This is a genomic window from Candidatus Nitrotoga fabula, assembly GCF_905221025.1.
GTDB lineage: Bacteria > Pseudomonadota > Gammaproteobacteria > Burkholderiales > Gallionellaceae > Nitrotoga > Nitrotoga fabula.
In genome coordinates, this window is the sequence record NZ_CAJNBL010000041.1 from 93868 (window position 1) to 116406 (window position 22539).

General features: G+C 48.7%; 21 protein-coding genes and 1 pseudogene. 14 read left to right on the plus strand and 8 right to left on the minus strand.

Annotation, left to right across the window (positions count from 1 at the left end; all coding sequences use genetic code 11):
• Position 1: 1 nt before the first annotated feature.
• Together KJA68_RS09435 and moaC are read left to right on the plus strand one after the other, a co-directional pair.
• On the plus strand, positions 2-475 hold the full coding sequence (locus KJA68_RS09435; protein ID WP_213036684.1) for a molybdenum cofactor biosynthesis protein MoaE: 474 nt from the start codon (positions 2-4) through the stop codon (positions 473-475).
• Positions 472-966 carry a cyclic pyranopterin monophosphate synthase MoaC gene (gene moaC / locus KJA68_RS09440; RefSeq protein WP_213036685.1) on the plus strand — a complete coding sequence of 165 codons (495 nt, stop codon included), beginning with the start codon at positions 472-474 and terminating at the stop codon, positions 964-966. Before KJA68_RS09435 ends, moaC begins: the two co-directional genes overlap by 4 nt.
• A gap of 241 nt (positions 967-1207) precedes the next feature.
• On the opposite strand, the pseudogene KJA68_RS09445 reads toward moaC, so the two are convergent.
• Positions 1208-2115: pseudogene (locus tag KJA68_RS09445) on the minus strand (helix-turn-helix domain-containing protein).
• Positions 2116-2588: 473 nt separating this feature from the next.
• Here KJA68_RS09445 and KJA68_RS09450 point away from each other — a divergent pair.
• Positions 2589-3563 (plus strand): glycosyltransferase, encoded by a 975-nt coding sequence (locus KJA68_RS09450; protein WP_213036686.1) that lies wholly within the window; start codon positions 2589-2591, stop codon positions 3561-3563.
• A 127-nt stretch (positions 3564-3690) separates the two neighbouring features.
• Here the strand turns inward: KJA68_RS09450 and mog are convergent, their stop codons facing one another.
• The 3 genes from mog to KJA68_RS09465 all read right to left on the minus strand — a co-directional run bounded on the left by mog (position 3691) and on the right by KJA68_RS09465 (position 6755).
• Positions 3691-4239, minus strand: a complete 549-nt coding sequence (gene mog / locus KJA68_RS09455; RefSeq protein ID WP_213036687.1) for a molybdopterin adenylyltransferase — start codon at positions 4237-4239, stop codon at positions 3691-3693.
• 151 nt (positions 4240-4390) lie between these two features.
• Positions 4391-4993: an NAD(P)H:quinone oxidoreductase gene (wrbA, locus tag KJA68_RS09460; protein ID WP_420887645.1), complete on the minus strand. Its 603-nt coding sequence runs from the start codon at positions 4991-4993 to the stop codon at positions 4391-4393.
• Positions 4994-5027: 34 nt separating this feature from the next.
• Positions 5028-6755 carry a proline--tRNA ligase gene (locus tag KJA68_RS09465; RefSeq protein WP_213036688.1) on the minus strand — a complete coding sequence of 576 codons (1728 nt, stop codon included), beginning with the start codon at positions 6753-6755 and terminating at the stop codon, positions 5028-5030.
• A 156-nt stretch (positions 6756-6911) separates the two neighbouring features.
• Here KJA68_RS09465 and KJA68_RS09470 point away from each other — a divergent pair, with 156 nt between their 5' ends.
• From KJA68_RS09470 to KJA68_RS09485, 4 genes are all read left to right on the plus strand, one after another.
• Positions 6912-7442: an RNA pyrophosphohydrolase gene (locus KJA68_RS09470; RefSeq protein WP_213036689.1), complete on the plus strand. Its 531-nt coding sequence runs from the start codon at positions 6912-6914 to the stop codon at positions 7440-7442.
• 184 nt (positions 7443-7626) lie between these two features.
• Positions 7627-8166: a ferritin-like domain-containing protein gene (locus tag KJA68_RS09475; protein WP_213036690.1), complete on the plus strand. Its 540-nt coding sequence runs from the start codon at positions 7627-7629 to the stop codon at positions 8164-8166.
• Between the two features lie 454 nt (positions 8167-8620).
• A complete protein-coding gene (locus tag KJA68_RS09480) occupies positions 8621-9658 on the plus strand; it encodes a DUF475 domain-containing protein (protein ID WP_213036691.1) in 1038 nt (345 codons plus the stop codon).
• A gap of 188 nt (positions 9659-9846) precedes the next feature.
• Positions 9847-11478: a Na/Pi cotransporter family protein gene (locus tag KJA68_RS09485; protein WP_213036692.1), complete on the plus strand. Its 1632-nt coding sequence runs from the start codon at positions 9847-9849 to the stop codon at positions 11476-11478.
• A 163-nt stretch (positions 11479-11641) separates the two neighbouring features.
• Here the strand turns inward: KJA68_RS09485 and ald are convergent, their stop codons facing one another.
• The 4 genes from ald to metX are packed head-to-tail and all read right to left on the minus strand — an operon-like array spanning position 11642 to position 15820.
• Positions 11642-12757, minus strand: coding sequence for an alanine dehydrogenase (ald, locus tag KJA68_RS09490; RefSeq protein WP_213036693.1), 1116 nt, complete (start codon positions 12755-12757; stop codon positions 11642-11644).
• Positions 12758-12796: 39 nt separating this feature from the next.
• On the minus strand, positions 12797-14065 hold the full coding sequence (locus KJA68_RS09495) for an AmpG family muropeptide MFS transporter (protein WP_213036694.1): 1269 nt from the start codon (positions 14063-14065) through the stop codon (positions 12797-12799).
• Positions 14066-14069: 4 nt separating this feature from the next.
• Positions 14070-14684 (minus strand): methionine biosynthesis protein MetW, encoded by a 615-nt coding sequence (gene metW / locus KJA68_RS09500; RefSeq protein WP_213036695.1) that lies wholly within the window; start codon positions 14682-14684, stop codon positions 14070-14072.
• The gene (metX, locus tag KJA68_RS09505; protein ID WP_213036696.1) at positions 14681-15820 is read right to left on the minus strand and encodes a homoserine O-succinyltransferase MetX; all 1140 of its coding nucleotides are present in this window, start codon (positions 15818-15820) and stop codon (positions 14681-14683) included. The genes metW and metX overlap by 4 nt, the downstream gene beginning before the upstream one ends.
• A 301-nt stretch (positions 15821-16121) precedes the next feature.
• Here metX and KJA68_RS09510 point away from each other — a divergent pair, with 301 nt between their 5' ends.
• The 7 genes from KJA68_RS09510 to KJA68_RS09540 all read left to right on the plus strand — a co-directional run bounded on the left by KJA68_RS09510 (position 16122) and on the right by KJA68_RS09540 (position 21925).
• Positions 16122-17129, plus strand: a complete 1008-nt coding sequence (locus KJA68_RS09510; RefSeq protein ID WP_420887646.1) for a sulfate ABC transporter substrate-binding protein — start codon at positions 16122-16124, stop codon at positions 17127-17129.
• Between the two features lie 70 nt (positions 17130-17199).
• Positions 17200-17454 (plus strand): hypothetical protein, encoded by a 255-nt coding sequence (locus KJA68_RS09515; protein ID WP_213036698.1) that lies wholly within the window; start codon positions 17200-17202, stop codon positions 17452-17454.
• Positions 17455-17557: 103 nt separating this feature from the next.
• Positions 17558-17773: a TOBE domain-containing protein gene (locus KJA68_RS09520; RefSeq protein ID WP_213036699.1), complete on the plus strand. Its 216-nt coding sequence runs from the start codon at positions 17558-17560 to the stop codon at positions 17771-17773.
• An 87-nt stretch (positions 17774-17860) separates the two neighbouring features.
• Positions 17861-19480, plus strand: coding sequence for an alginate export family protein (locus KJA68_RS09525; RefSeq protein ID WP_213036700.1), 1620 nt, complete (start codon positions 17861-17863; stop codon positions 19478-19480).
• Positions 19481-19491: 11 nt separating this feature from the next.
• Entirely contained in the window at positions 19492-20496 is a 1005-nt protein-coding gene (locus KJA68_RS09530) for a sulfate ABC transporter substrate-binding protein (protein ID WP_213036701.1), read from the plus strand.
• An 11-nt stretch (positions 20497-20507) separates the two neighbouring features.
• A complete protein-coding gene (locus tag KJA68_RS09535) occupies positions 20508-21353 on the plus strand; it encodes an EAL domain-containing protein (protein WP_213036702.1) in 846 nt (281 codons plus the stop codon).
• 299 nt (positions 21354-21652) lie between these two features.
• Complete coding sequence (locus KJA68_RS09540; protein ID WP_213036703.1) at positions 21653-21925, plus strand: DUF2325 domain-containing protein; 273 nt, start codon at positions 21653-21655, stop codon at positions 21923-21925.
• The last annotated feature ends 614 nt before the right edge of the window (positions 21926-22539 follow it).

Here is a 22539-nt window from a genome sequence, read left to right on the forward strand (position 1 = left end):
AATGAGCGTATCAATACAGGAATCTGATTTTGATCTTGCCGCCGAATTGAATACCCTGCGCTCTGGAAACTCAAAAGTAGGAGCCATGGTCAGCTTTGTCGGTTTGGTGCGGGATTTTAATCTGAATGAAACCGTGGACAGCATTTACCTTGAGTATTACCCTGGCATGACCGAAAAGGCGCTGAACAAAATTATCGCCGAGGCTACCGAACGGTGGAATTTATTGAACGTCCGGGTAATTCATCGCATTGGAAGACTGTATGCCAGCGACCAGATCGTGCTGGTGGCCACTACAGCGCTGCACCGCGGGGAGGCGTTTGCTGGGTGCGAATTTATCATTGATTATCTGAAAACGGCTGCGCCTTTCTGGAAAAAGGAGGAAACCGGGGAAGGTTCGCACTGGCTGGAAACGCGTGAAACGGATGTGCAGCGCATGGAATATTGGCATAGCGATAAAGTCAGGAAATCGGCATGAATAATGGCATGACACATTTTGACCAGGACGGTCAGGCGCACATGGTTGACGTTGCCGGAAAAAGAGAGACCCAGCGTGTTGCCAGGGCCTCCGGGTATATTCAAATGAATCCTGCAACGCTGGGGCTGATTGCTTCCGGAACCGCCAAAAAAGGTGACGTGCTGGGCATTGCCCGCATTGCTGCGATACAGGCAAGCAAGCGTACCTCAGAACTTATCCCATTATGTCATCCTTTATACCTGACCCGTGTGGCTGTAGAGTTCCACCTCGACCATCAGAACAATATGGTGGAATGCATTACGACTGCAGAAACATTTGGCCGGACTGGTGTCGAAATTGAGGCCTTAACCGCAACCAGCATCGCCCTGCTGACGATCTATGACATGTGCAAGGCGGTGGATCGTGGCATGATTATCAACGATATCCGACTGTTGGAGAAAAAGGGCGGGAGATCAGGCCACTGGCGGGCTCCAGAGGAATCACAGTCCTAAAAATCGCTTGAAAATCACTCCAGAATCCTGCTGAAAAATGATGAAAAAAGCCTTTCTGTCCAAATCCTGTCCAAATGGGATTTCACAGAATGGCTTCAATCCGTTACCGCAACGGCAAATATCAGGTAAGAATTTCAAAGACTTGTACTTTTGCGTACATTTGAAGCGTGAATTTGGTCTTGGTAATCGCGACATCATCTGACAGTTACCCGATTTGATCGAAGTGACTGTCAGTTCAGATTCAGCTATTCAATGTGGTGATTTTATCGTGCCACGCCTCCTTTCCGTCAATTAAAGTTTGCATCGGGGTGCGCCCACAACACATCTTGCCTTGATGAGTGCGGTCGTTGTTGTAGGTCACTATCCAGGCATCCAGGTCAACCTGCAGTTCTTCAATTGACAGGTAAATCCTGCGGCGGAACGCCACCTGATAGACTCCGTGCCTCGATCCGTCAGAATACGGATCAAGCCCATCCCTTGTTCGGCAAAGAACGGCAGCACCTTGTCATTGAGCAGATCGGCAGCGGTGATTGGCGTCTTGGTGGTGTATAGCCTGGCTGCAGCCCACTTGGAATAAGTATCTACAAAAGTTTGTTGATAAATTCTGCCTACGCCCTTGATCGTGCCGACGTAAAAAGTGTCCTGGCTGCCAAGATAGCCAGGATGCGCGGTCTCGATTTCACCGTGTGCGGCGTCATCTTCCTGCTTTCTCTCGAGTGCCTGTACCTGCATCTCGGTCAGCACTTCACCGGTCTGGGCAACATGGCTCTCCAGTGCCGACAGGCGCTTCTTGAACGACTCGAGGTTATGTCGCAGCCAGACCGAGCGGACGCCAGAAGGTGAAACAAAGATGCCGCGTTTGCGCAGTTCATTTGAAACACGCAACTGCCCGAAGGCGGGCTGCTCCAACGCAAAGGCGGTGACGGCGGACTCCGCTATTTCCTCAACACGGTTCTTGGGATTGGGTTTGCGGCGATTGGCATCGATCAGCACCTCGACTCCGCCGGTTTCAACGGCGGCCTGATAACGATAGAAGGTATCGCGTGAAAAGCCCATCACCTTGCAGGCGCGGGATACGTTGCCAAGTACGGCGGCCAGATTCAGCAAGCCAACCTTGTGTTTGATAATATTCTGTTGAACACTACTCATGGGGTTACTCCTTTGCGCTTACGCGCTTTGGTTGATAAAGATTCGCACCTCTATCAAACCGGGTAACCCCACCCTTTGGCAAGACCTTACTGTCAGATTAAGTCTGGACTACTAATTATGTCTCTGAACCGTATTTTCATTAGATGGCTGTCCACTGAATTTTTGGCGGTGAAATTAAAGAAAAATATCCTACAAGTTGCGTGAATTTATACACTTAGTTCGTAACAAGGATATAATATTCATTCTTTGATTTCCTTGGCATGTTACCGCAGATTTCAATGCGCTGAACGTCTCAATATCCTTAAAGAGGTATGGATAATTCTCTGCAGATTGCAGCTGGCCTGCATAATGAAGCGGTTGCAAAATTTCGTTCAGGTTATATTGAGAATGCGATTGAAACTTTCAATATATCTTTGAATATGGGGCTTGCTGCTTCTGGACGGGCACTGTTTGAAATTTACCGGAAACAGCAGATGCCATATCTGGCTGGCGAGGTTTCTGCACGTGCTGCGCTGCTGGAACCCATGAATTTCAGTTTTGTGCAAGATGCTTTGGCGTTCAATGTCCGTTATGCTTTCGAACAGCGTATTCTATATGAATCTGTCAGCCCACGAGTTCCAGCGGACTGGTCGGTAATTGTTTGTAGCCACGACAATGACATGTATGCGACATTTCAGGAAAATTTCGAGTCTGTAGCAGGTAATCATCGTTTACAATTTGTACGCATTTCCGATGCGACTGGCATGAATGAAGGATATAAACGTGGTCTAGAGATGGCTTGGTTTGGTAATATTATTCTTTGTCATCATGATATTGAATTGCTTGTTCCAGACTTTTTTGACAGGCTTTTAGGTCACCTTGATTGTTATGATTTTATTGGAGTTGCGGGTGCGTCCAAAATGTCTGGGCCAGCCATTTTATTTGATGGACATCCGCATCTTCTGAGCAGACTTAGCCAGCCTGCGAAAAACATGAAATCCAGAATACTGGCTTCATCCAGCCCATTTGCCCATGTAAGACCTGCGGCTGTACTGGATGGTGTATTTATCGCCTGCAAGCGTTCTGCTTTAGAACAGCTTGGATTTGACACGCAAATTACCGGTTTTCACTATTATGACGTGGATCTCAGTCATCGAGCTTTTAAAGCTGGATACGATTTGGCGGTTGTTCCAGACCTTGCGCTTCACCATCAGAGTTATGGGAACTTCAATACAGACTGGGAGAGGGGATTGTTACTGTTCAAACAGAAGTTTCCCGAACTACGAGGAGAGCCTTCCCCGCACAGGCATTTCTATACAACCTCTATCGGTTCGGAAAATGAAATTTCAGTTTGGTCATGGCTGAATACTTTGTCTGGCAAGTGGGACCAATTCAGAAGAGCTTCAGCTGAAGTTCAACCTGGTCTGGCCTGTATGAAGTCAACTGATCCTATGTTTCCATCGGTGTAATCCCAGGTGCGGTCCAATGAAGTTTTCCTCAAATTCAGGGTAGTAACATAACCAGCTTGGATGATCATGAACAGGATACAGCCCCCGAAAATTGGCGCGAACGGTCAAGTTATGGCAACTGCACGATCTATTTCGCTTTTTGTGCTGATTTTGGGCGGAATGCCTTGATGATGTCCGGATTGGTCTCGATATATGGGCCACCGATCAAATCGATACAGTAGGGTACGGCTGCAAATATTCCATCCAGTGTTTCTTTGATTGCCTTTGGTTGACCTGGCAGGTTCAAGATCAGTGATTGCCCCCGTGTCACGCCTGTCTGGCGTGACAGGATGGCAGTTGGAACGTAGCGCAGGCTGACCGCGCGCATTTGTTCACCAAATCCGGGAAGTATCTTATGTGCCACGGCTAGCGTGGCTTCCGGGGTTACGTCACGCAAAGCGGGTCCGGTTCCTCCCGTCGTAAGGATCAGATGGCATTTTTTTTGGTCTGCCAGTTCTATGAGGGTGGTTTCAATCAGTTGCTGTTCGTCCGGTATCAGGCGTGTGATGGACTGCCATGGGCTGATTAGTGCCTGTGTGAACCACTCCTGCAGGGCAGGGAGGCCGGCATCCTGGTATACGCCGCTGCTCGCCCGGTCACTGATGGATACAAGGCCAATGGTAAGAGTATCAGTCATGTTGCTGGTTTGGTTTGATTCGGAAAAATGGCGTGCAGCCTTTTTTCCTAGATTCAATTATTAATTATTAATTATAGTTTGCATATGCTGAAGCCGCAATCTTATTGTGTTGTATAAGCGGTAAAACTAGGGTGTAGAGACGGCATGTTTTCTATGCAGCTAATTTCAGTGCAATTTGCGCTAACCGCTTGCCCAGGGCGATACAAAGTTTTTTCTCCACTTCGCTGACGGGATGTTCGTTGGCCATGCCTGCAAAATGGCTTGCGCCATATGGGGTGCCGCCTCCCAGAGTGCTGGAAAGCTCAGATTCTGAATAAGGTACACCCACGATGATCATGCCGTGATGCATTAGCGGCAGCATCATCGACAGCAGGGTACTTTCTTGTCCACCATGCATGGTTCCGGTCGAGGTGAAGCAGGCTCCGGGCTTGCCGACCAGGGAATGCTTTAACCACATGGAGCCTGTACCATCCCAGAAATATTTCATTGGGGCCGCCATATTTCCAAAGCGCGTGGGGCTGCCTATGGCAATGCCAATGCATTCTTGCAGGTCCTGCAAGCTGGCATAGGGGGCTCCCTCGTCCGGGATGCCGGGTTCGGATGCCTCGCATACCGTGGAAACTTTAGGTACGGTGCGCAGTCTTGCCCGCACTCCGCTGACCATTTCCACGCCACGCGCAACCATATGAGCCATTTGACGTACTGCACCGTGCTGGCTGTAATAGAGTATCAGGATTTCTTTGTCTGTCATCATGGCTGTTCATGCAGGATTATTTGTGGTCCTGGCTTCATGGTAAAGAGGTAATGTGTGTAGTTTTTGACCTCAGAAATGAGAGGATGTCTTTCAGAGGGATGAACTGGGCTTCCAGATCCCATCGTCCCTTGTATTCAACCATTGGTACATCCTGCGCAAGTCCACGATCCCCGATCACGACACGGTGGGGGACGCCGATCAGATCGAGGTCAGCAAACATGACCCCAGGGCGTTCATTGCGGTCATCCAGTAGTACCTCTATATCTGCAGCATCAAGATTTTTGTAAAGCTGTTCGGTTGCTGTTTTTACCGTTTCGCTCTTGTTCATGCCGATCGGTAAAATTCCTACCTGGAATGGGGCAATGGCGGCAGGGAGGGTAATTCCCTTTTCGTCATAGTTCTGTTCGATTGCAGCAGCGACAATACGTGAAATTCCGATGCCATAACAACCCATTTCGAAGAACTGGGATTTACCTTGTTCATCCAGGAAAGTGGCATTGAGTGCTTCGGAATAATTGGTGCGCAGCTGAAAAATATGGCCAACCTCGATCCCACGGCAAAGCTCCAGGATGCCTTTCCCGTCCGGGCTCGGGTCGCCTGCGACCACGTTTCGCAGATCGTGCACGTTGGACTCTTCCAGGTTGAAATCGCGGCCGGCGTTTACGCTAATGTAGTGAAAACCGTCATCATTGGCTCCGCAGACAAAATTGCTCATGGTTGCAGCAGAGCGATCCGCCAGGATGCGTACCGCTGCATTGACCGGGCCAATATAACCGGTACGGCATCCCATGTACCGATGAATTTCATCGTCGCTGGCGAAGCGGAATTCGCCGATTATCTTGGCTGCTTTGATTTCATTCAGCATATGATCACCACGCAGCAGGATCAGGATGAAGTTGTTTTCTGCATCCAATACGGCGATGGTTTTTAGTACTTGCTGCGGTGACACATTGAGAAAGGTGCAGATTTCCTCAATGGATTTCTGACCAGGCGTAATGATCTTTTGCATTGTTTCGCCGGTGGGTGCGCGTACCATACTGGACGGGATGGCTTCTGCCAGTTCCACATTCGCAGCGTAATCAGAAGTGGGGCAATAAGCCAGCCCGTCTTCTCCTGAATCAGCCAGAACATGGAATTCGTGAGAATTGCTACCGCCTATGGCTCCTGTATCTGCCGCAACAGCACGGAACTGGAGGCCCATACGGGTGAAAATACGAGTATAGGTGTCATACATGACTTCGTAGGTTTGTTTCAGGCTGTCAAAATCGGCGTGGAATGAATAGGCATCTTTCATTACAAATTCGCGTGCGCGCATCACGCCAAAACGGGGGCGGACTTCATCACGGAATTTAGTCTGGATTTGGTAAAAGTTCACAGGTAACTGACGGTAGCTGTTGATTTCACGGCGAGCGATATCCGTAATCACTTCTTCATGGGTGGGTCCGAAGCAAAATTCATTGTCATGGCGATCCCTGATTTTCAGCATTTGCGGTCCGAATACTTCCCAGCGCCCGGTTTCCTGCCAAAGTTCTGCCGGCTGGATCGCGGGCATCAGTACCTCTATGCCGCCCCCTTTATTCATTTCTTCCCGGACTACGGTTTCTACCTTGCGCAGTACGCGCAGCCCCAGAGGCATCCAGGTATACAGCCCGCTGGCCAGTTTCTTGATGTAACCGGCGCGCAACATCAAGCGGTGGCTGATAAGCTCTGCTTCAGATGGAGCTTCTTTCTGGGTGGAGATAAAGAATTTGGAAATGCGCATGATATTTTTGTTAGTTAATCTAATAATCAGGTTTTTGAATTTTACAGCGAACTGGTCAAGGATGCTCTATTGATTATGAAGGGTCGTCTTTCAATATGCAGTGAAATGTGAAAAAATCCGGACTTTAAAAAATAAAATAATGAACAGGTGACGAAGATGATTGATCGGGATGGTTATCGCCCCAACGTCGGCATCATACTGGCTAACTCAAAGAACCAGGTATTCTGGGGAAAACGCATCAGGCAGCATGCCTGGCAGTTTCCGCAAGGTGGCATTCAGCATGGTGAAACACCAGAGCAGGCAATGTATCGCGAACTGCAGGAAGAAATTGGCCTGGAGTCCTGTCATGTGCAGATACTTGGCCGTACGCGTGAATGGATACGTTATGATGTACCGCAGCATTGGGTTAAGCGCGAGTGGCGCGGTAACTACAAAGGACAGAAGCAGATATGGTTTCTGTTGCGGCTGGTTGGGCGTGATTGTGATGTAAGTCTGCGCGCTTCGCAGCATCCGGAATTTGATGCTTGGCGCTGGAACGATTACTGGGTTGGAATTGACAGTGTGATCGAATTCAAGCGGGATGTTTATCGCCTGGCATTGAGTGAACTGGTGCGCTATCTGCCGCAAATCAATCATGCAGCGAGCCGGGATGCAGGAAAGAAACGTGATGCCGGATCAATCCGCTAGCGGGTAATGATGCAAGCCCTGACTTTTGGCGGCCATGACTGGCAGAAAATTCCGATTTGACCTCGCTTGTTAAATTAAGAATTGCTCTTGTGATAATCTGAATCACCCGGACGCTGCTTGCATTGCAGATTTCTGATGTACCTGTCTTCCATCCGCAACAAGGGAAATTATTAAGGATGCAATCATGTCAAAGAAAGCTTTTCTGACCGATATCGTTACCCTGCGCGAACGCGCCCGCAAGCACATAGAACAGGGAGCGATTACCGCCGGTTATCGCGGTGACCGCGAGACCATTGTCAAGCTGCTGAATGAAGCACTGGCGACAGAAATAGTTTGCGTGCTGCGCTACAAACGGCATTACTACACTGCTACTGGCATCAATGCACAAAGCGTTGCGGCAGAGTTTCTGCAGCATGCCAATGAAGAACAGCTCCATGCTGACCAGATTGCACAGCGTATCGTGCAACTGGGTGGAAAACCGGATTTTTCTCCCGAGGGTCTGGCAACGCGAAGCCATGCCGAATACCATGATGGCGAGGACTTGCTTGAGATGGTACGCGAAGATCTGATTGCTGAGCGGATTGCCATTGAAAGCTATGGTGAGATGATCAACTATCTTGGTAACGATGATCCTACTACAAGGCGTATGCTGGAATCCATACTTGCCATGGAGGAAGAGCACGCTGATGATCTTTCTGGCCTTCTGGCGGAGATGGTGGGGTAACAATCGGTTGATTGCGGAATTTTTAACAGTCTTTCAGTCAATTTACCTCGGTTCAGTGTGGGTTGATTTGCCACAAAGCTTATGTCGTTGACGGGCAAATTGAATCTGATTATGCATAGTATTTTTTGCTTTTTTCATTCCTTGCTTTCAGACAAGATTTTTGGTTTGACTTTGATGTTTTTTCTTCGGGACAGGATGATTCCTGGCTCAGGAATGGGAGCATTCCTTTAACCTGGTTCCAGCTTGGGCTGGTCGTTTAATGCATATTTCCACGTGAGGGCTGATATTGAGACCAGTGGGCAATCTGTGCGCAACTCGTTATTGTATGTTGGTGTTGTGTGTCATTGTTACAATGAAGCCGGGTGAGGCTCATTTTTGTTGAAATTATTGTGGAAGTATAGGGTTCTGGCATGGACGGACCTATGCACAGATGAACATTCGTTGAAAGGTATGCATGCGTTATTTCAGGGTTTCATTCCTGTTGGCTTTTCTTGGTCTTGGGCTTGCGGTATGGTGGGGATATAACCGTGGCGGTTGGATAGGGGCTTTTGAAGCTTTTGGAATTGCTGCGATTCTGAGTATCATGGAAGTTTCGCTTTCTTTTGACAATGCGGTTGTCAATGCTTCGATCCTTAAAACCTGGAACAAGTTCTGGCAGGACATTTTTCTGACAGTAGGGATGCTGATTGCAGTATTTGGAATGCGGTTGCTCTTCCCGCTGGTAATTGTTGCCTTTGCAGCGGATATCGGAATTCTGGAAGTGTGGAGCATGGCGCTGGGTAAACCAGATGAATATGCACGCCATCTGCATGAACATCATGCAGAGGTGGCTGCGTTTGGGGGAGTTTTCCTGTTGCTCGTGTTCCTGAATTTTCTGCTGGATGAAAACAAGGAGCTTCACTGGCTGGGTCATATCGAGAAAAAAATTTCCAGTTTTGGCAAGGTGGAATCCATTTCGGTAATGGTTGCGATTGGTACCTTGCTGGGCAGTCTCACCATGGTCGGAGAAGAAAAACAGCTTGCAGTTCTGGTCGCCGGTCTCTGGGGAATCCTCTCCTATGTTGGCGTAGATGCGATCAGCAGTCTTCTCGAAAAGGAAGAAGGGGATGCCAAGGTTGGGGATGCCATCAAGCAGGGCGGGGTAGGTGGATTCCTCTATCTGGAGGTGCTGGATGCTTCATTTTCTTTTGATGGGGTGATCGGGGCGTTTGCCATTACCAAGGATATTGTCATTATCATGATAGGCTTGGGCATCGGGGCGATGTTTGTGCGTTCCTTGACGGTTTTTCTGGTACGGAAAGAAATTCTCGATGCGTACGTTTTTCTGGAGCATGGCGCGCATTATGCAATCGGAATTCTTGCAGTTATTATGCTTGCGAGTATGAAATTTCATATTCCCGAGGTTTTCACCGGCCTGATCGGAGTAGCCTTTATCATTGCGGCGCTGTGGTCTTCATTGCGCTACAGGCGTCGCCTGCAGACCAACCACTGATCCACGCAGCAATATTGCTGGTTTTTGTTTACAGGGCAGTTAAGCGCTCGGGGGAGCGCCGTCAGCGGGCAGATCTATTTCCAGGAACTGACAAGAATATTGCAGGAAATGCAAGCGGGTGCTGCTTTTTTCTGGAACCGGCATGTTTGATTTTTTCCAGGTTTTCTCATATTCCTTAAGATTTGTATATGCAGGAAATTCTTTTTCCCTTTTTAGGAGGCATTGGATTATTCCTGACAGGCATGATGTTGCTTTCAGACGGACTGACTGCTTTTGCCTCAGGAACATTCAAACGGGCTTTGGGGCAATATACCGGAACCCCCTGTCGGGCCTTTGCGTCAGGCACACTGGTTACTGCCCTGGCGCAGTCATCGACAGCAACAACCGTAACCCTGATTGGTTTCGTCAGTGCCGGGCTGATTCCCTTCTCGCAGGCGATCGGCGTCCTGATTGGTGCAAGCCTGGGAAATACAGTGACAGGCTGGATCGTGGCTGGTCTTGGTCTTAAGATAAATCTGGGCTTCTACACTCTACCACTGATCGGGCTGGGTGCCTTGCTCAAGTTATTGACCCGGGGCAGATGGGCGGTGCTGGGCATGGCCCTGGTTGGTTTCGGACTGATGTTTCTTGGTCTGAATACCTTGCGTGAGGGCATGCAAGCTCTTTCTGCCATGGTTAGCCTGGCCGAACTTCTAGCTGGTGGGTTCAAAGAGCGTTTCATGATCATGTTGTTCGGTCTGGCTATGACGATCATTCTGCAATCTTCCAGCACAGCGATTGCCACCACCCTTACCGCCCTTCATGCGCATACCATCAATCTTGATCAGGCTGCAGCCCTGGTCGTCGGGGCGGCCATCGGAACCACGTTTACCGGGGTACTGGTAACCATAGGCGGAACCATATACGCCAAGCGTACGGCGCTGGCCTATATTCTTTTTAATGCTATCACTGGTCTTTTTGCCATTTTACTTCTGCCCATTTATTTTTCACTGGTTTATTACATCGGTCAATATTTCAGCCTGCAACCGGGCGCCATCAGCCTCGCGGCTTTTCACAGCCTGTTTATTGCTGTCGGCGTCGTTCTTTTTCTGCCGTTTACCCAGCAGTTTGCTCAGATAGTGGAACGCATTTTACCCAGCAGTGGTGAAAACATCACGGAACGTCTGGATGACAGCATGCTTGCAATTCCGGCAGTTGCGCTGGAGGCATCCCAGCGTGCGCTGGAACAGGTTGCAGACAGGCTCCTGGATGCCTATGACCAGCTTCTTCAAAGGTCTTTATCCTCATCCTGGGAGCAACAGTTAATCGAATCCGGCATAGTGCTGGACGAAATTTTTATATTCGTCAGTCGGGTCCATTTTCCTGCCGGGGAAGGCAGATGGGATTCCCGGCGGATCGCCCAGCTTCACGCAATTGATCATTTGTTGCGGCTTCGCAGCCGGATTCATGACCTGTTTCAGGCGGAGATTAATTTCTCGGAACCTGTGTACGGTTGGGCTCTTGAAAATAGCCGCTGCATGCTGGAGCTGGCCCGCAAGGGGATCGCTGAGAAGGATCTGACGGCCCATATGGAGCGGATTGAGCACATAGCGTCAACCCTGACCAACCTGTCGCATCAGGTGCGGAACGATTTCCTGCAGACAACCGCCCCGGGAAATTCCCATGCTGCTGCGGTATTGCGGACAACCGATATTTTCCGGTGGTTGAATCGAACGGGGAATCATATATGGCGTACCTGCCATTATCTTTCGCTGGGACGTAATTCTGGCCATTTCCCGGCAAAGGTGGTAGAAAATTTTCAGCCTGATCCAGATACATGATGTTGCTTGGTATTTTCAAATCTGTTTGGTATTTCAGGTAAATTGCAAGACAGGGGGCAGAAAAACTGAATCTTCAGTTCGTAATCTGGCTATCCAAAAGCACTAGGTTAAATAGTTCTTGCTTGTGGATATGTCCTGAAGGAGCCTGTTTATCCTGAGAAGGTTAATCGAGAAAATCTTCCGTGGCGTAAATGGGCAGGTTGAATGCCTTGGCGACCGCAGGATGCGTGATTTTTCCGGAGACGATGTTCAGCCCCTTTCGCAACGCGGCATTTTCTTTTGACGCCTGTTTCCAGCCTTTCCCGGCCAGTTGCAGTATATATGGAAGCGTTGCATTGGTTAGTGCCAGGGTGGAAGTGCGCGGCACGGCTCCAGGCATGTTGGCAACGGCATAATGAATGATCCCGTCGACGACATAAATCGGTTTTTCGTGTGTGGTGGGCAGGGAGGTTTCGATGCAGCCCCCTTGGTCCACAGCTACGTCCACAATCACTGACCCGGGGCGCATGGCTTTCAGGTCGTCGCGGCGGATGAGCTTGGGGGTGACAGCCCCGGCAATCAGCACTCCGCCGATGACAATATCAGCGGTGGAAATCTGTTCCAGAAGATTATGGCGGTTAGAGAATATCAGTTGCACGTTAGCAGGCATGATGTCACTCAGGTGCCGCAGGCGTTCCAGTGAAACATCCAGGAGGGTTACTTTTGCGCCCAGCCCAGCCGACATTTTTGCTGCATTCATGCCTACAACACCGCCGCCAAGAATGACGACATGAGCGGGTGGAACGCCGGGGACCCCACTGAGTAAAACGCCTCTTCCTCCGTACAGTTTTTCAAGGTATTTGGCGCCCTGGTTGATTGCCATGCGCCCGGCAATTTCCGACATTGGGGTGAGCAGCGGCAATTCTCCGGAAGTCAGCTGGATGGTTTCGTAGGCGATACAGGTAGCGCCTGATTCCATATGTGCCTGTGTAAGAGCATGGTCTGCCGAAAAATGGAAATATGTGAAGATGGTTTGATCATGGCGGATATGTTGCCACTCCGGGGCGATGGGTTCTTTCACCTTTACGATCAGGTCTGCTTCCTCCCATAAACTGGCGACATCTGGAACAATGATTGCGCCAGAGGCACGGTATTGTTCGTCATGGAAATCGCTGCCGAGCCCTGCGCCCTGTTCGACCAGCACGGAATGTCCTGCCGCGATCAGGGCTTCTGCTCCGGACGGAACCAGGGCGACGCGGTTTTCGTTAGTCTTTATTTCCTTGGGAATTCCAATTTTCATTGAATTGCCTTGTCTGAATTGCTACAGGGGTTACTAATTTTATCTGGAGACGGGCAGGGGGAGTGAATTTGATTCATTCCACGGCGCCACCTTGAACAGCAATATCATACCCGGCAGCGCAAGTAACGTGCAGAGCATGAAGAATCCTGTCCAGCCGATTGACTCCACCAGCCAGCCGGTGGCGGCGTTGGCGAATGTGCGGGGCATGGCGGCAAGGCTGGTGAACAGAGCGAGTTGCGTTGCAGTGTATGCGGGATGGGTTGTGCGGGCAATGAATGCGACGAAAGCAGCCGTCCCCAGTCCGACTCCCAAGGCTTCTATACCAATTACGATGGCAAGCTGGGTAAGCTCCAGCGTGGTGATTTCCGGGTGATGCCCGACCGAAGCCAGCCAGAGGAAACCGAGGATCGAAACTACCTGGACCACACCGAACAGCCACAGGGCTCGGTTAATGCCAATTTTTATCATCCATAATCCACCCAGTAATCCTCCAGCCACGGATGGCCATAGCCCCGCATTCTTGGCAATCAGGCCGATTTGTGTTTTGGAGAACCCCATGTCCAGGTAAAACGGGGTGGCCAGAGCAGTGCACATACTGTCACCAAGTTTGTAAAAAAACAGGAAAATGAGAATGAGGAGTGCATTGTTCCATCCCCGCCGGTTGATGAACTCCCGGAACGGCTCAACCACTGCTTCACGCAGGGATCGTGGGAAGGAAATGTTCAATGGTTCCTTTACCATTATTGTCATGAGTATTCCAGGTAGCATGAACATTGCGGTGATAAAAAATACTTTGTCCCATGGCAGAATATCCGCAAGTATCAGGGACAGCGATCCGGGAACCAGGCCGGCAATGCGGTAGGCATTGACATGCACGGCATTGCCCAGTCCTAGCTCATTTTCTTCAAGCAATTCCCGGCGGTAGGCATCCAGTACAATGTCCTGAGTAGCGCTAAGAAATGCGAGCAGCGTTGCAATGTAGGCGATGATGTGCAGATCGTTTTGAGGAGAAAAGGCTCCCAAGGAGGCAATGACTGTAAGCAGCCCTATCTGGGTAAGCAGCATCCATCCCCGTCGCCTGCCAAGCAGAGGCAGGGCATAGCGGTCCAGCAAGGGCGACCACAGGAATTTCCAGGTATAAGGGAACTGGATTAGAGCGAACAGGCCGATAGTTTTCAGATCAAGCTGTTCGCTACGCAGCCAGGCTGGGATCAGGTTGAAGAGCAGGTACAGCGGCAGGCCGGAGCTGAAGCCGGTAAACACACAAATCAGCATGCGCCGCGTGAACAGCTGCGCAAATACGTTCATAAGGTTATGCCGCTCGCTTGAAACGGTACACTGCGGTGTTTCCCAGCAGATTGGGTAACAATCCGATCTCGATCTTCCCGGTCATGACGCGGCGTTCCAGGATATTGATCTTGTGTTCAGCGCAGAAAATTTCAAAGTCCTGCAATGTGCAGAGGTGAACATTGGGAGTGTCATACCACTGGTAGGGTAGAGACTCCGAAACCGGCATTTTTCCCTGCATAATGTTTAAACGGTTTTTCCAGTAGCCAAAATTCGGAAAGCTTACTATACCTTCGCGCCCAACACGCAGCATTTCCTGCATAAGCGATTCAGTGTGATGGGTGGCTTGCAGGGTTTGCGACAGAATTACGTAATCGAAAGAATTGCTTTCAAAACCCGAGAGCCCGGATTCCAGGTTCCCCTGGATAACGTTTACCTGGTTACGGATGCAGGCCAGGACATTTTTGTCACTGATTTCAACTCCGTAACCCCGCACTTTGCTGATACTCTGTAAATAGCGAAGCAGGCTGCCGTCTCCGCAGCCAAGGTCAAGGACGGAAGCGCCGTTTGGAATCCATGCTGCGATGGCGGCAAAATCAGGGCGGCTTGATGCCAGAGCAGAATGGTCTTGTACGCTCATGCAGTAAACTCACTGGCAATATTGTTGAAATAGGTGCGGATTAGATCATGATAGTGCGCGTGTCGCATTAAAAAGGAGTCATGTCCGTGTGTTGAAGTAATTTCAGCGTAGCTTACCTTGAGCTGGTTGTGCAGCAATGCTTTGACGATATCGCGTGAGCGCTCTGGCGCAAAACGCCAGTCAGTTGAAAATGACACGATTAGGAAATTTGCACGGGCAGTGGCGAAAGCCTTGTTCAGATCATCATCGAATTCGCGAGCTGGATCAAAATAATCCAGAGCTTTGGTCATCAGAAGATAGCTGTTTGCGTCAAAATATGTGGCAAACTTGTCACCCTGATAGCGCAAATATGATTCGATTTCAAATTCGATATCATAGCTGTAGATATATTTTCCCGAGCGCAGCATACGTCCGAATTTGTCGGCCATCACATCGTTGGAAAGGTAGGTGATATGACCCAGCATGCGTGCAAGGCGCAGGCCGCGGGCAGGAACCACTCCATGCGCATAGTAATTTCCACCATGAAAATCCGGGTCGGTCAGAATCGCATTGCGAGCCACATCGTTGAATGCAATGTTTTGTGCGGTGAGTCGGGGCGCCGATGCGATTGCCAGCACGTGGCGCACCCGCCCAGGGTACGCCATGGACCATTGCAGTGCCTGCATTCCACCAAGGCTGCCCCCAATTATTGCAGCAAATTGTGTGATGCCAAGCTTGTCAGCCAGGCGGGCCTGGGATTCAACCCAGTCTTCCACCGTAACGAAGGGAAAGCCGGCTCCGTAAGGTTTCCCTGTTTCCGGGTTGATGCTGATGGGGCCCGTGGAGCCATGGCAGCCTCCAAGGTTGTTTAGTCCGATGACGAAAAACCTGTCCGTGTCCAGCGGTTTTCCGGGGCCGATCATATTGTCCCACCAGCCGATGTTTTTCGGGGCATCTGCGTAGTAACCGGCTACATGATGGTGACCAGAAAGGGCATGGCAGACCAGGACTGCATTAGATTTGTCGCGGTTTAGCGAGCCGTACGTTTCGTATACCAGTTCGTATTCCGGCAGTATTCCCCCGCTTTTACAGGCAAGAGGAGAGTTGAACTGCGCTCGCTGCGCACTGACGATACCGATGCTATGTGTTGCTTCCAATTAAAAATCCCTAAAAACAAACCGTTCAGCCTGAGCGGAGCGGGTTGCTTCGCTTTAGCTGGAATTATTTAAGTGCCCCGCAAGCTGATGTCAAATCGGCACTGACGGATAGTTTCCGTGTTTTGTATCGGACTGTCAATTTGCTTGGCCCAGTAATTTTTACTTCCATATGAAAAATAAAGATATGCAAGCCATTTTTAATTGGTTCACGCAATTAAATATTCTCTCCAGAATGCGCACCTCTATTTGTGAATGTCTGCGACAAGCTATTTTTTTGGAATGAACTGGAAAGGAAATGAAAGTGAAAAAAACGTTACTTACAACTGCACTGGTTTGGTTATTCAGCACCGGGAGTACGGGCGTTCTGGCTGAAAATGTCAAGTTGCTGAATGTCTCCTACGATCCAACACGTGAACTGTATCAGGAATTCAATGAAGCATTTGCAAAATACTGGAAGGCGCAGGGCGGCGGTGAAATCACTATCAGGCAATCGCACGGTGGATCGGGCAAACAGGCACGCGCCATCATAGATGGCTTGGCAGCAGACGTGGCGACCCTTGCTCTGGCGTACGATGTGGATGTGCTGCAGAGCAAGGCTGGTCTGATTCCTGCAAATTGGCAATCACGATTGCCACACAATAGCTCGCCCTATACATCCACCATCGTATTTCTGGTACGCAAGGGTAATCCGAAAAAAATTCGTGACTGGGATGATTTAACCAGACCGGGTGTCTCTGTCATTACACCGAATCCGAAAACTTCTGGCGGTGCACGCTGGAATTATCTGGCTGCCTGGGGGTATGCACTCAGAAAGAATGGCAATAACGCAGCCAAGGCAAAGGAATTTGTCGGTAAATTGTTTTCGAATGTTCCGGTGTTGGATTCAGGTGCGCGAGGTTCAACAACTACATTTGTCGAGCGTGGCATTGGAGATGTATTGCTGGCATGGGAAAACGAAGCCTTTTTGGCGGTCAAGGAATTGGGGCCGGACAAATTTGACATTGTTGCGCCATCGCTGAGTATCCGGGCCGAGCCGCCGGTTACCGTGGTTGATAAGAATGTTGACAAGCATGGCACGCGAAAAGTGGCGGAGGCCTACTTGCGATACCTCTATAGCCCGATAGGCCAGGAAATTGCCGCCAAAAATTACTATCGCCCAACCGATGAGAAAGTGGCGGCCAGGTATGCCAAACAATTTCCAAAGCTCAATCTGATCACGATCGATGAAGAATTTGGCGGCTGGAGCAGGGCACAAAAGGAACATTTTGCCGATGGCGGCCTGTTTGACCAGATTTACTCGAAGAAGTAGCAGTCAGGCATGTTGTGCAAGGGCCATGCTGTTTCTGGAGGTCAATTGTATATTTTTCAAGGGATAATTTATGGAAATAACCAATGGAGACAAAAGGTTCGTGCGCACTGAAGCCAGTCACAGCGAACGGAGTCATTATGAACAGGTTCTGCAGTTTGTTGCTGGAAACGGACATCAGGAGGAATCAAGTGTTGATGCGATCCTGCGGCAGATGAACGGTTATTCCAACAGCTTGCTGCTGTATGAAATCCGGTCCGGCATTCAGTTAATTCTGGCAAATAGATGCCGCCAAGTTGGCTGTTGGGATTGTGCCTGGCTGTATTAGTTTATGTTAAATACGACAATAAATATTAAATTGAATAAATTCAATTAGTTGATGCTATTGAATAGAGCTGGTTATCGATTTTTGATGATTTTGGAGAATAGTAATGACTATCAGTAAAGTAAATGTAAGAAATCAGTTCAGGGGTAAGGTCATCGAGATATTGGCCGGGCCAGTGGTGTCGGAGATTGTGGTAGGAACGCCATTCGGCACGATCACTTCTGTCATTACCACGAGATCCATTAATGAGCTGGATTTGACCGAAGGTTCGGATGTGGTAGCAATGGTGAAATCCACCGAAGTGTCTATTGCAAAATTATGAGCTGAATAATCAAGATAATTGCAGGGTGACCCAGATGGAATGGAATAAATGAATCGTTGGATCACCCTGATTCTCAGGAGTTTAAGAATGAATTTTTTGTATCGGAACAAGAAAAAAGTATTCCGGTTATCGGTGGTTTCCAGTCTGCTTGTCGGTGCGGCATGGATCAACCAACCTGTTGCCAACGCGCAGGAAGATGCCCCGCAGTTAAGTGATCAGGAGTATGAACTGGACCAGAAAAGGCGCATAGCAGAGCGGCTGCAGGAAATAGAAGTTGAAAAAGTTGTTCTGAACGCCAAGGAATCTCCCAAGGCAGAAAACCCCACCTATTATGTTCCTGTCCGCAGTTATGGCTTGACGCGGGAAACCGAGCCCCCGCGATACGTCAGGCAGCTAAACAAGACCTGGCTGAATGATACGGAAACCTTCAAGGGGGTGGATTGGGTAGATTTGGGGCTGGAATACCGGCTTCGCTATGAATATCGAGATAATGACTATCGACGTCAAAAGCAGACTCTGGATGAGCCCATCCTGCAGCGTACCAAATTTTATGCTGCCGTTAAACATAAGTTCGACCCGTTTCGGGCTACCGTTGAATTTCAGGATTCCCGGCGTTTCAATAGTCAGTTTACACCCGACAACCGGGATTTTAATTACTTCGATATGATTCAAGGGTATGGTGAATTGTATTTTAAGGATGCTCTAGGTACCGATGATCTGGGTAATGCACGTCCCGTCAGCGTAAAAGCCGGGCGTATGGCTTTTGAATTGTCCGATCGGCGCCTGATTGCCCGGAATGAATGGCGCAATACCACGAATTCCTTTCAGGGAGTGCGGGCAACTCTTGGACAGCAAAAAAGCGACTGGCAGGCAGAACTGTTTGCCTTTCAGCCAGTAATCCGTTTTACCGATTCTGCGGATAAGGTCGATGAAGGTCAATGGCTTTATGCCGCAGTCGGAGACTGGCGCAAGTGGTCAAAAATTATTTCCCTGCAACCTTATTATTATTTGCTCAAGCAAAATGGTAACAGAGTTGAATATGGCCAAAATGGAAGTCCTGCAGCCCTTAGTGCTAAAAAAGATCGCGAGATTCATACCCTGGGTTTGCGTGGATATGGTGTGATTGGCAACACCGGCCTGGATTACGACCTGAATTACGCCAAACAATGGGGGCAGGATGGCGCTCTGAATCACGATGCCTATGCCTATAATCTGGAAGCAGGGTATACCGCAGAACTTCCATGGAAGCCCCGTTTCAGCTGGAGCTTCGGGTTTGCCAGTGGTGATAAAAACTCAGCAGATGGATCGAGCCAAAGGTTTGAGAGGTTGTTCGGCTTTGCCCGTCCCTGGTCCAATAATGATTATTTCCAGATGGAAAACATCGTCACCAATAAGCTTCGCTTTGAGTTTACTCCTGTCGAAAAGCTGAAGGTTGATTTTGGGTTCAGTTCATATAATCTGGCCAGTGCGACGGACCGCTGGAATAACGCGGGCTTGCGCGATTCCAGCGGTAAAAGTGGGGATGACGTAGGTTCGGAATTTGATATTCGCTTTCGCTATCCAGTCAGTAAGTACCTGGCGCTGAATATAGGTTATGCCTACTTCAAGGCTGGAGATTTTACGAAATCAACTTCCCAGAAAATCGATCCAGGTCGCAAGGACAGTTCAAACTTCCTGTATGTTGAAACTTCTGTGTTTGCCTTTTAAAGGATAGAGAAATGATAAAACATCTAATGTTGTATTGCATGTTATTTGTTTTGCTGGAAACCGCCGTGCAGCCTGGTCTTGCTGCAGAGGTTACCTTGCTGAATGCATCCTATGATGTGTCGCGTGAATTTTATAAAAGTTATAACCCGCTATTCACTAAATACTGGAAGCAGAAAACTGGAGATGATCTTGCCATTAAACAATCGCATGGCGGATCCAGCAAACAGGCGCGTGCAGTACTGGACGGGTTGGAGGCAGATGTAGTGACGATGAACCAGTCCATTGATGTAGATGTGCTGGCAGAAAAACAACTGGTTCCAGTTAATTGGGCTGAACGCTTGCCACATGGTAGTTCTCCTTTCAGTTCTACACTAGTTTTTCTGGTGCGCAAAGGTAATCCAAAAAGGATTAACAATTGGGATGACCTCGCGAAAAATGGGATTTCCGTAATTATTGCCAATCCAAAAACATCCGGTAATGGACGTTACGCTTATCTGGCAGCCTGGGGTTCAGTCATCAGGCAAGGGGGAAATGAAGCGCAGGCAAAAGATCTGACTGCCAGGGTTTTTGCAAATGTACCTATCTTGGAAACTGGTGGGCGCGGCGCAACGACGGCTTTTGTTCAACGTAATATCGGTGACGTGCTGGTTACCTTTGAAAATGAGGTTCAATTAATCAAGCAGGAATATGGAGCGGACAGGTTCGATATTGCCTATCCAGTTGTCAGTATCGTGGCTGATCTGCCAGTAAGTGTGGTGGACAAGGTAGTGGATAAGCGCGGTACCCGCAAGGTGGCGGAAGCCTATCTGAAGCACCTTTATTCATCCGAAGCCCAGGAAATTGCGGCGAAACATGAGTTGCGACCACGGGATCCAGCGATTCTTGCAAAATACAGCCGCACCTTGCCGCCACTTAATTTGTTCACTGTGAATGAGGTATTTGGTAGTCTGAAGCAGGCGCAGACAGTACATTTTAAGGATGGTGGCCTGTTTGATCAAATTTATTCACGGAAGTAGGAGGCTCTGTCATGTCACCTCTTTTTCGTTTAAATGCGCTGCAAAATGAGTTGCGGGATGTTCTTAGCCTCAGCCTGAATGATTATCGACTGGAGGTTCAGGAGGGTGATGTTCGGGCAACCTTTATTGGGATGCAATTGCGCAGCGCATTTCAACCAATATTCAATCTGGATGCAAATATCCCTTTGGGATATGAGGCGTTGCTTCGGGCATCGGATCTTAATGGAAATGTTATCGCTCCTCTCGTCGCGTTCAGGAAGGCAGAGGTTGCCGGGAAACTGGTTAAGTTTGATCGTTTGTGCCGTACGTTACATACGCTGAACTATTTAAATATGGGGACGAAACAAAATATTCTGTTCCTTAATGTGCATCCTGAGTTGTTAGTGGCGGTGAATTCACATGGAAAAATATTTGAACAGGTGCTGCATATTCATTCTTTGCAACCGGATAATGTGGTAATCGAAATCAATGAAAGTGAAGTGAGTGATGATAATTTATTGAATGATGCCATAGTTAATTACCGCGAGCGTGGCTACAGGATTGCCATTGATGATTTTGGTAAAGCGCATTCCAATCTAAACAGGCTTTACAAGTTTTCGCCTGACTATGTGAAATTCGATCCCAGTATTATCAAGCTTGCCGAAAAGAATGACCGTATACAACGTATTCTGCCCAAATTGGTAGGTATAATCGGCGAGTTGGATGCGAAGGTGATTATTGAGGGGATTGAAACAGAAAATCAACTTGAACTTGCACGCCATGCTGGAGTACATCTCGTGCAGGGGTATTTCCTCGGACGTCCGGCGCCAGCGCTTAGCTGGGATCAGGCAGATCTTGCCCTACCTGTCGCTGCATGAATCCCTACCAATAGCGTAAGCTATCTTGGGAAAGAATATTTTTTGCAATTAGGGTAATCAGCTTTATGGCTGATACATATGCATCATATCATCCATGAGTTTTGCAAAACTCAACCAAATCTACAAGCGAGTTAAATATCGAATTAGCGAAATCCTCTGAATAGAGGATTTCGTTTCTTTGTGTTTCAGAGAACCGATATTTTATATCATAAATTCTGTGATGAATATAATATCTAATTGTTTTTAAAAATAAAAATTTTCATGTAATCTGATTCCAGTTTGTTTACATGGAGAATCAGATGGCCGCATTAATTGTAGGGGGGGACATTATTACAACAATCAAGCATGAATTATCCGCTCATGGAATTTCTGATTTTGAACATTGGGACGGTCGTAGACCTGGTGACTTGCATCGCATTATTCCAAAAAATACTGAACTAATCGTCGTGGTAACTAATTTTGTAAATCACGGATTGGTATCCAAAATAAAAAGAGATGCAAAACGCCTCCGCTTGCCAGTTGTGTACAGCAAAAATTCCCGTTCATTTTTTGCTTCCGTTTCCTCTGTTTAGTGCAAAGCTGAGTAGATAGCCATTCGGTCCATTATTAACGGGCAGATTTTCTTTAAATCAATGCTTCACTTTGGGTTGCTTTTTTTCAATGATTATTGTTCTTATTCATGGGTAGATACGATTTGCTTTGTTGTTCATGAATGTGAGATATAAAGTAGCCGAAATCGCTGTGGTTTTGTGCATGTTTAATAAACCGCCTTGAAAAGTTTGAGGTAGGCTGAAAAAAAGTGGAGTCTAACGTTTCTGTAGAATCATGTAAACGGAGGACGAAGATGGAACGACTACCACGAGGGGTTTACAGCCGTGAATTTCGGGGGCAGGCAGTTCGTCTGCATGAAGGACGGGCTGACGGTGCCGGAGGTGGCTAAGCGTTGATCCCTGCCGTAGGGGACGCTGAAAAACTGGGTCTATGCGGCCCGCCAAGGTTAACTGGCTGCGGTGGTCAAGAATTAGACGCTACTGCCTGAGGTGGAAATGGAGTTGGTGCGGGTCAAGCGCGATCTGGCTGAACTCAAAATGCAGCGTGATCAGTTAAAGAATGCGGCGGCCTACTTCGCGAAGGAATCGTGGTGAAGTTCGGTCGAATGGAAGAATGGCGGCAGCAGTACCCCCCG

Coding starts and splice junctions, on each gene's coding strand:
- KJA68_RS09435 (WP_213036684.1), top strand. CDS start 2: ATGAGCGTATCAATACAGGAATCTGATTTTGATCTTGCCGCCGAATTG.
- moaC (WP_213036685.1), top strand. CDS start 472: ATGAATAATGGCATGACACATTTTGACCAGGACGGTCAGGCGCACATG.
- KJA68_RS09450 (WP_213036686.1), top strand. CDS start 2,589: ATGCCATATCTGGCTGGCGAGGTTTCTGCACGTGCTGCGCTGCTGGAA.
- mog (WP_213036687.1), bottom strand. CDS start 4,239: ATGACTGATACTCTTACCATTGGCCTTGTATCCATCAGTGACCGGGCG.
- wrbA (WP_420887645.1), bottom strand. CDS start 4,993: ATGATGACAGACAAAGAAATCCTGATACTCTATTACAGCCAGCACGGT.
- KJA68_RS09465 (WP_213036688.1), bottom strand. CDS start 6,755: ATGCGCATTTCCAAATTCTTTATCTCCACCCAGAAAGAAGCTCCATCT.
- KJA68_RS09470 (WP_213036689.1), top strand. CDS start 6,912: ATGATTGATCGGGATGGTTATCGCCCCAACGTCGGCATCATACTGGCT.
- KJA68_RS09475 (WP_213036690.1), top strand. CDS start 7,627: ATGTCAAAGAAAGCTTTTCTGACCGATATCGTTACCCTGCGCGAACGC.
- KJA68_RS09480 (WP_213036691.1), top strand. CDS start 8,621: ATGCGTTATTTCAGGGTTTCATTCCTGTTGGCTTTTCTTGGTCTTGGG.
- KJA68_RS09485 (WP_213036692.1), top strand. CDS start 9,847: ATGCAGGAAATTCTTTTTCCCTTTTTAGGAGGCATTGGATTATTCCTG.
- ald (WP_213036693.1), bottom strand. CDS start 12,757: ATGAAAATTGGAATTCCCAAGGAAATAAAGACTAACGAAAACCGCGTC.
- KJA68_RS09495 (WP_213036694.1), bottom strand. CDS start 14,065: ATGAACGTATTTGCGCAGCTGTTCACGCGGCGCATGCTGATTTGTGTG.
- metW (WP_213036695.1), bottom strand. CDS start 14,684: ATGAGCGTACAAGACCATTCTGCTCTGGCATCAAGCCGCCCTGATTTT.
- KJA68_RS09515 (WP_213036698.1), top strand. CDS start 17,200: ATGGAAATAACCAATGGAGACAAAAGGTTCGTGCGCACTGAAGCCAGT.
- KJA68_RS09520 (WP_213036699.1), top strand. CDS start 17,558: ATGACTATCAGTAAAGTAAATGTAAGAAATCAGTTCAGGGGTAAGGTC.
- KJA68_RS09525 (WP_213036700.1), top strand. CDS start 17,861: ATGAATTTTTTGTATCGGAACAAGAAAAAAGTATTCCGGTTATCGGTG.
- KJA68_RS09530 (WP_213036701.1), top strand. CDS start 19,492: ATGATAAAACATCTAATGTTGTATTGCATGTTATTTGTTTTGCTGGAA.
- KJA68_RS09535 (WP_213036702.1), top strand. CDS start 20,508: ATGTCACCTCTTTTTCGTTTAAATGCGCTGCAAAATGAGTTGCGGGAT.
- KJA68_RS09540 (WP_213036703.1), top strand. CDS start 21,653: ATGGCCGCATTAATTGTAGGGGGGGACATTATTACAACAATCAAGCAT.